The sequence below is a fragment of the Bacteroidota bacterium genome, from assembly GCA_018831055.1.
Classification (GTDB): domain Bacteria; phylum Bacteroidota; class Bacteroidia; order Bacteroidales; family B18-G4; genus M55B132.
The window spans coordinates 1-8,236 of sequence record JAHJRE010000179.1; the positions used below are offsets into that span (position 1 = coordinate 1).

General features: G+C 47.8%; 10 protein-coding genes. 9 read left to right on the forward strand and 1 reads right to left on the reverse strand.

The features are described 5' to 3' along the window. The 3 genes from hypB to KKA81_11515 all read left to right on the forward strand — a co-directional run. On the forward strand, positions 1–743 hold a 743-nt coding region (hypB, locus tag KKA81_11505), incomplete at its 5' end, for a hydrogenase nickel incorporation protein HypB (GenBank protein ID MBU2651553.1). Positions 744–747: 4 nt separating this feature from the next. Next, on the forward strand, positions 748–1,185 hold the full coding sequence (tsaA, locus tag KKA81_11510) for a tRNA (N6-threonylcarbamoyladenosine(37)-N6)-methyltransferase TrmO (protein ID MBU2651554.1): 438 nt from the start codon (positions 748–750) through the stop codon (positions 1,183–1,185). A gap of 107 nt (positions 1,186–1,292) precedes the next feature. After that, positions 1,293–1,928, forward strand: coding sequence for a redox-sensing transcriptional repressor Rex (locus KKA81_11515; GenBank protein ID MBU2651555.1), 636 nt, complete (start codon positions 1,293–1,295; stop codon positions 1,926–1,928). Here the strand turns inward: KKA81_11515 and arcC are convergent. Then, positions 1,925–2,869, reverse strand: a complete 945-nt coding sequence (arcC, locus tag KKA81_11520) for a carbamate kinase (GenBank protein ID MBU2651556.1) — start codon at positions 2,867–2,869, stop codon at positions 1,925–1,927. The two genes, KKA81_11515 and arcC, sit on opposite strands and share 4 nt — an antisense overlap. Positions 2,870–2,983: 114 nt before the next feature. Here arcC and KKA81_11525 point away from each other — a divergent pair, with 114 nt between their 5' ends. From KKA81_11525 to KKA81_11550, 6 genes are all read left to right on the forward strand, one after another. Beyond that, entirely contained in the window at positions 2,984–4,522 is a 1,539-nt protein-coding gene (locus tag KKA81_11525) for an SLC13 family permease (GenBank protein ID MBU2651557.1), read from the forward strand. An 11-nt stretch (positions 4,523–4,533) separates the two neighbouring features. Next, complete coding sequence (locus KKA81_11530) at positions 4,534–5,421, forward strand: DMT family transporter (GenBank protein MBU2651558.1); 888 nt, start codon at positions 4,534–4,536, stop codon at positions 5,419–5,421. A 22-nt stretch (positions 5,422–5,443) separates the two neighbouring features. After that, positions 5,444–6,754, forward strand: coding sequence for a tRNA (N(6)-L-threonylcarbamoyladenosine(37)-C(2))-methylthiotransferase MtaB (gene mtaB, locus KKA81_11535; protein ID MBU2651559.1), 1,311 nt, complete (start codon positions 5,444–5,446; stop codon positions 6,752–6,754). Beyond that, positions 6,741–7,532, forward strand: coding sequence for an inositol monophosphatase (locus KKA81_11540; GenBank protein MBU2651560.1), 792 nt, complete (start codon positions 6,741–6,743; stop codon positions 7,530–7,532). The genes mtaB and KKA81_11540 overlap by 14 nt, the downstream gene beginning before the upstream one ends. 51 nt (positions 7,533–7,583) lie before the next feature. Beyond that, positions 7,584–7,901, forward strand: coding sequence for a DUF2061 domain-containing protein (locus KKA81_11545; GenBank protein ID MBU2651561.1), 318 nt, complete (start codon positions 7,584–7,586; stop codon positions 7,899–7,901). 10 nt (positions 7,902–7,911) lie between these two features. Further along, positions 7,912–8,236, forward strand: a 325-nt coding sequence (locus KKA81_11550; protein ID MBU2651562.1) for a nodulation protein NfeD, incomplete at its 3' end; no start/stop codon positions are given.

Sequence of the window (8,236 nt, forward strand, 5' to 3'; positions counted from 1 at the left end):
AACATACGGAAGAGCATCTACACCATCACAGTGACCATGCCCACTTGCATCATGCGACGGGACACGACCATGGTCATGGCATGGAGATCACGCTGGAACAGGATGTGTTGCATAAGAATAACCTCCTTGCAGAGCGTAACCGGGGATATTTCGAAGCACGGAATATCCTGACACTGAACCTCGTCTCTTCCCCGGGTTCAGGAAAGACAACCCTGCTTGAAAAGACCATTAAGGAACTGAAGGATAACACATCCATTTTTGTTATCGAAGGCGACCAGCAGACCCTAAACGATGCCCGAAGGATCCAGGATGCAGGTGCGCCCGTGGTGCAGGTCAATACCGGATCGGGTTGCCATCTCGATGCATCGATGGTTAACAAGGCGGTGAAGAAACTCGAACCGGCAGATCATGCTCTGCTTTTTATCGAGAACGTAGGCAACCTTGTTTGTCCGAGCATGTTCGACCTGGGTGAACAATACCGCGTGGTGATCATGAGCGTTACCGAAGGCGACGACAAACCCGCCAAATACCCCAATATGTTTGCCACCTCGCATCTTTGCATCATCAACAAGACCGACCTCCTCCCCCACGTGGATTTTGATGTTGCCAAAGCCCGTGATTATGCCATGAAGGTAAACCATCACCTGGAGTTCATCGAATTGTCGGCCCGCAGCGGCGAAGGCATGCAGGAATGGTTCCGATGGCTTTCCGGGAAACTTGAGGAACTGCAAACCGGAAAATAATACTATGAATCCAATTACCATGTACCCCATCGGGGTCATCCGCACGCCTTATATCTCTATGGCCCCTTTTCGTCCGGATGAAACCATAGAGGGTGAGTTTTATGTCGAACTGGATCCAAAATACAGGATGGGACTCGAGAAGATAGAAACCTTCAGCCACATCATCCTTGTCTTTTATTTCGACCGGACCAAGAAGGTGCATCTCATCGCCCATCCTCCCGATTTCCCGTATATGAACGTTGGACTCTTTGCCAGCCGATCCCCTTTCCGCCCCAACCATATCGGAATAGATATTGTGAAACTCTTAAAGGTTGAGGAAAACCGTATTTACACTTCACACCTTGACATCCTGGACCATACTCCCCTGCTTGACCTCAAACCCTATGTAAGAGACATTGACCTCAAGATCAATGCCAACCGGGGATGGATCCCACCCAGATAATTTGTTAGTTTTTAACATTGTTAAATAAATAACAAAATCTTTGGAAATTGCAGGATGGCTTCTTAATTTTGCCTGTTATTTTATTAACAAGGAAAGACGTTTATTTAGTGCATATGAAGCATCTTCCTCACAAGACTATTGCACGGTTGAGCCAATACCGCCGTGCCTTGTTGTTATGCCTGGCTAAAGGCAAAACCCATATTTTCTCCCACGAGATTGCAAAGATCCAGCACATTACTGCCGTGCAGGTTAGGCGCGACATCATGCTCATCGGTTACACGGGCACCCTGCGCAAAGGCTATAATGTTAAGGAACTGATCGATCTCATCGGGAAGATCATCGACAGCGAAGAAGTTATCAATATCTGCGTAGTGGGAATCGGAAACCTGGGTAAAGCCATAGTGAACTATTTCAGCGGACGAAGGACCAAGTTATCCATAGCTGCCTGCTTCGATATTGATCCTTCCAAAGTCGGGAAAAAGGCATCGGGTGTTGAGATATTTGATATCAACCAGCTTGCCAGGATCATCCGGGATAGGGATATCCGGATTGCCATCATGACGGTACCGTCGGAGCAGGCTACCGAGATAGCCGAGCAACTGGTGAAAGCCGGCATCAAGGGCATCCTGAATTCCACACCCAAACCGGTGAATGTACCGAAAGATGTCTTCCTGGAAGAGTACGATATGATAACCTCCCTTGAAAAGGTGGCTTTCTACGTAAAATCACACGAAGAGTATTAAACCATGGTAATGCGGGTTCCGCCGTCATCAACACCCAGAAGGGTTGTCTTGGTGATGATGGTGTCTTTCCCGCTGTTTTCCACAAATTGGATAGCTGCGCGTATTTTAGGTGCCATGCTGCCTTCAGCAAAATGGCCTTCCTCCAGATAACGCCTGGCTTCGGCAATGGTCATGCGGTCGATAGACTTTTCCTGAGGGGTATTGAAATTTATGCAGACCTTGGGTATGTCGGTCAGGATGAAGAATTTATCCGCATTCAAATGGGTTGCCAGCAGAGCTGAAGCCAGGTCTTTGTCGATCACGGCATCGATGCCCTGCAGCTTGTTCTCCTTCACATAAAATACCGGGATCCCACCACCACCGACAGCTATCACGATATGCCCTTCGCGGGCAATGCGCCGTATGGTTTTGATGTTGTTGATGACCAACGGCCGCGGGGATGCCACCACCTTACGGAAACCCCTGCCACGGGGATCTTCCGCGAACAATGCTCCGGTCTCTTCATGCATCTTGTCGGCCTCTTCCTTAGTATAATAGGGACCAACCGGCTTGGTCGGTTTTTGGAAGGCAGTATCATCTTTATTCACAATCACCTGGGTTATGATGGTAATGATGTCACGCTCCATATCATGGGCATTCAGCACATTTCTCATCTGCTGCTCAATGACATAACCGATATAACCCTGAGAATAGGCCACACTGATATCAAGGGGCATGTCGGGCAATCCATACATCTTATTGGCAGCATAATTTGCCAGGATGATATTCCCTACCTGAGGCCCGTTGCCGTGCGTTAATACGAAGTTGTAACCGTGTTTGATGAGTTTCAATAGTTTTTCACAAGTGAGGTATGCGTTTTCTTCCACCTCATCGATGGTACCCTTCTGTCCGTGCTGGATCAGGGCATTACCTCCGAATGCAACAACAGCAAGCTTTTTCATAGTACAAATTTTGGCAAAACTATAAAATTAACACCGACACACATATATTAACAGATTAATTTTCTGTAAATTGTCATTTTTATTACCTTCACACGCCATTCAGGGTTACGTTTTATGGAAGAAAATAACGGAAAATCTTCAGGATTGCGCAAAAAAACGGGACTGATACTGGGACCGCTTGTTTTTCTGGGCGTTGCACTTTTCGGAGAGCTTGACCCCGCAAGACCGGAAATAACCTATGCCCTGGCCATTGCCCTGCTGATGGCCATCTGGTGGATCACGGAAGCCTTACCCCTGGCTGTCACCAGTTTGGTACCCGTGGCTCTCTTCCCGATCTTCGGTGTAATGGACGGTCAGGCGGTTGCCGCAACCTATTTCAACCATGTGATCTTCCTGTTCATCGGAGGTTTCATCATTGCTCTGGCCATGCAAAAATGGAACCTTCACCACCGAATCGCCTTACGTATCCTGATGCTTACGGGTTCAAGTCCGGCCAGGATTCTGTTCGGCTTTATGTTTGCCACGGCCTTTCTCTCGATGTGGATATCCAACACCGCCACCGCCATGCTGATGATCCCCATCGTAATGTCGATCATTGATGAACTCATGAAAACCTCCGGCAAGGAAGCTACATCAAAATTTTCGATCGGGCTGCTGCTCGGAATCGCTTACAGCGCTTCTATCGGCGGGATTGCAACCCTTGTCGGAACTCCCCCTAACCTGTCGTTTGCCCGTATCTTCCACATCTACTTCCCCGATGCCCCGGAAGTTAGCTTTGCACGCTGGTTTATGTTTGCCATGCCAATGACGGTCATTTTTTTCCTGATAGTATGGGTTTATCTCTATTATCGATACAGGCCTAAAAAGAAAGACTGGCATAGCCCGGGTATACAACTATTCCGCGATCAATACAGTAAGCTTGGCAGGATAGGTTATGAGGAAAAAGTCGTGCTGGCATCGTTTATTCTGGTAGCGCTGCTGTGGTTATTCAGAGCTGAGATCAACCTGGGATTCCTGGTCATACCCGGCTGGTCGACCTATCTCAATTATTCCTCCTTCATCAACGACGGCACCATTGCCATCTTCATAGGCGTTTTGCTGTTTGCAATACCTGCCGGCAAATCGCAGGGAGGCAGGATCATGGACTGGGAGACCGCGGTAAGGCTACCCTGGAACATCGTATTGCTCTTCGGCGGAGGTTTTGCTCTGGCGAGCGGATTTAAAGAGTCGGGGCTCAGCCTGTGGTTCGGTAACCAGCTGAGCTGGGTCAGCCATGCCCATCCCATCCTCATCATTTTCACCATCGCCATCCTGATAACCTTCCTCACGGAACTGACATCCAACACCGCCACCACGGAAATGATACTTCCTGTGTTGGCAGGACTGGCTTTTACCATAGGGATCAACCCGCTTTACCTCATGCTGCCCGCAACACTTTCCGCCTCCATGGCTTTTATGCTGCCGGTGGCAACGCCTCCCAACGCCATCGTTTTTGGCACCAACAACCTGCAGATCATGGATATGGCAAAAACAGGCTTTATCCTCAACATCATCGGAGCCATACTGGTAACCTTGCTTACATGGTTACTGGGACCTGTCGTTTTCGGTATGGATACAAACGTATTTCCTGAATGGGCCATCCTGGGACAATAAAAAACCAAAAGATGGCATACATTTATGCCATTCTGGCGGTCACCTGCTGGTCGACCATAGGCTCGGCTTTCAAGCTTACCCTGCGTTATGCCGGCTATATCGAAATACTGCTTTATTCATCGCTCATTGCCAGTATCATACTTTTCATCATACTTATTTTCCAGGAAAAAGCGCATCTCCTTTGGAAAAGCAGTGCCACAGACATCGGCCGTTCGGCTTTGTTCGGCTTCCTGAATCCTTTTCTGTATTATATGATCCTGGTAAAGGCTTACGAATTGCTGCAGGCCCAGGAAGCTGTTGCCCTGAACTACACCTGGCCTATTGCACTGGTGCTGCTTTCGATACCGGTACTGAAGCAAAAAATAGGCCTGCGTAGCATTGTCGCCTTGTTTGTGAGTTTTGCCGGAATCGTGATCATTATAACCCGGGGCAACTTCACATCCCTGAACCTCTCAAACGGTACGGGAATTGCGCTGGCCCTCGGCAGCTCCATAGTCTGGGCAGCATACTGGATCCTGAACATGAAAGATCAGCGTGATGAGATTCCTAAACTTCTGTTGAATTTCTTTTTTGGTTTTATCTACACGCTGTTCGCTGCCATTTTCACAGGAAACCTCAGGATACTACCCTGGGAAGGTTATGCCGGTGTCGTTTACATCGGGTTCTTTGAGATGGGCATCACCTTTGCTTTGTGGCTAATAGCATTGAAACTTTCGGAGACCACGGCCAGGGTCAGCAACCTGATTTTCCTCTCCCCTTTTCTGTCGCTGTTGATCATCTCCATCGCCGTGGGTGAAAAGATATTACTTTCGACCTTCCTTGGGTTGATTTTCATCGTTGGGGGCATCATCCTGCAAAGGTTCAGCGGCACTAAATCCAAAATGCCAAAATCCGCTTGATAAAGCTTGTTATCTTTGCAACATGGCAAAAAAGACGGTAGCTTTCCAGACTTTGGGTTGTAAGTTGAATTTTTCCGAATCCTCGACCATATCCAGGATGATGCGGGAGGAGGGCTATGAAGTGGTTGAAACCAAGGAGAAGGCTGATGTTTATGTCATACACACCTGCATGGTAACCGGTCCGGCTGAGAAAAAATGCCGTGCAGCCATACGCCAGGCCAAACGCAGGAATCCCGGGGCCACTGTAGCAGTGATAGGCTGTCTTGCCCAACTGCGCGCTGATGAGGTGCTTTCCATGCCCGAAGCAGACATCGTACTCGGGAATTACAATAAATATGAACTTTCGGGATTTCTGAAGCAGTTTGAAGAGAACGGCCATAAGATCAACGCTGTAAGCGGTTCCTGGAAAGACCCCTATTACCATCCGGCATATTCAGGAGGGGACAGAACACGTACCTTCCTGAAGATCCAGGACGGGTGCGATTATTTCTGCTCCTACTGCACCATTCCCCTGGCCCGGGGCAGGAGCCGCAGCCTCTCTATTGGGGAGACTCTTACACTGGCTCAGGAAGCTATTGATGGCGGTGCAAAAGAGATCGTGCTCACCGGAGTGAATATCGGCGATTTCGGTAAACCGGCCGGAGAAAAGCTTTTGGATCTCCTGCAAGGTATGGAAAAATATAGTGATGCAGATAGGATAAGGATATCCTCTATCGAACCCGACCTCCTGGATGAAGAAATCATTGATTTCGTTGCGAAATCGAAGAAATTCGCCCCACACTTCCATATCCCACTGCAGGCTGGATCCGATAAGGTGTTGCAAGCTATGAACAGAAGATACGACACAACCCTGTTCACAGAAAAGATCACGCTTATCCGCAAGCATATGCCCTTTGCATGCATTGCCGTGGATGTAATTACCGGGTTTCCAGGGGAAACGGAAAACGACTTCCTGGAAGGGAAGAAATACCTTGCTGACATGGATTTATCGTACCTCCATGTTTTCACATATTCGGAAAGACCCGACACAAAAGCCGTACAAATGCAGGCTAAACTATCACCGGCTGTTAAAAAACAGAGGAGCGAAGTGCTGCATGAGCTATCGGAAATAAAAAAAATTAGGTTTTACGAACAAAATAGAGGCAGGACAGTGACTGTGCTGTTTGAAGCCGATCATCACGATGGATATATGTACGGTTTCTCGGAGAATTATATCCGGGTAAAGACCCTCTACGACAACACCCTCGTAAACAAGCTCGTAACTGTCGGTTTGACAGAAACCGACCAGGTAGGAAATTACTTATTTAACTGTAACCGGCATGAACCAAGATAAATTATTACACGAAGTATGCCAGCTTGCCCGTGAGACGGGGACCTTCATCCGTGAGGAGATCTATAAATTTTCGCGGAAAGATGTGGAAACCAAAGACCACAACAGCTTTGTCACCTACGTCGACAAAGAATCGGAGAAAAGGCTGGTGTATGCTTTATCAAGGATGCTTCCAGGATCGGTATTCATCACTGAAGAAGGTACGGTGGATCAAAACCCCGGTGAGTTCACATGGATCATTGATCCTCTTGACGGTACTACCAACTTCATCCACAGGTTGCCTGTATACGCCATCAGCATCGCATTGGTCAGGGATCTGGAACCCTTGCTGGGCGTTGTCTATGAGATCAACAACAGTGAATGTTTTTATGCTCAGGAAGGAGGTCATGCATATCTGAACGGAACACCCATCAGGGTGTCCTCAACCCCGTCACTGGAAGCCTCCCTGATGGCTACCGGTTTCCCTTACTACGATTATAGCAGGATGGAAAGTTATCTGAGAGTGCTGCAGGAATACATGCAAAATACAAGAGGAATACGCAGGATGGGATCGGCAGCAACCGACCTTGCCTATGTCGCCTGCGGCCGTTTCGACGGGTTCTTCGAATACGGACTCCATCCCTGGGATGTGGCAGCCGGTGCCTTCCTGGTCAAACAGGCAGGCGGACTGGTGGGCACTTTCAATGGTAAAAACAACTACTTGTTTGGAAAAGAAATAGTTGCAGCAAACCCTTTTATTTATGAGAAAATGATCGCTACCATGAACGAATTTTTTGGTTAAATAGCCAAAATCCGCTAATATTGTATTCTCTTTTCCCAAACCATTAACCTTATGGGCAACAAAGCTCGGATTGACAAAACCAAGGAAAACCCACTGAGGAGTATTGCAAAGACTATTAGTTGGAGGCTCATCGCGAGTGGAACTACGTTTTTGATCGTATTCGTAATTTTTCGCCGGTATTCGGAAAAGACATTCAACGAAGTCCTGGAAACAGCCTCTTTCATCACCATTATCGAGATGTTCGCCAAGCTCCTGTTTTATTACCTGCACGAAAGGCTATGGACCAACATCAACTGGGGAAAGGAATGGAAAAGAAATTACTGGCAGAGGAATGCATGGAAGAAGCTTTACCGCGACAGACATAATTAACGTTAATCCCATGAAAATATACTTAATATTTTTCTTTGCCTGGATCATTACCATGGCGGGAATTTCAGCGAACCCTTCCGATACGGCCATTACCGGTGATAAGAGCAGGGTCAGGATATATAAATTCGATATTAAAGAAAACATAGCCCCTCCGGTCTGGAGAACGACCAAAATTGCTATGGAACAGGCACATGAAGATGAGGCCGACATCATCCTGATTCACATGAACACCTATGGTGGTATGGTTGATGCGGCAGATTCCATACGCACCAAAATTTTGAATTCCAGGATCCCCGTTTGGGTTTTTATCGACAACAACGCCGCTTCTGCCGGGG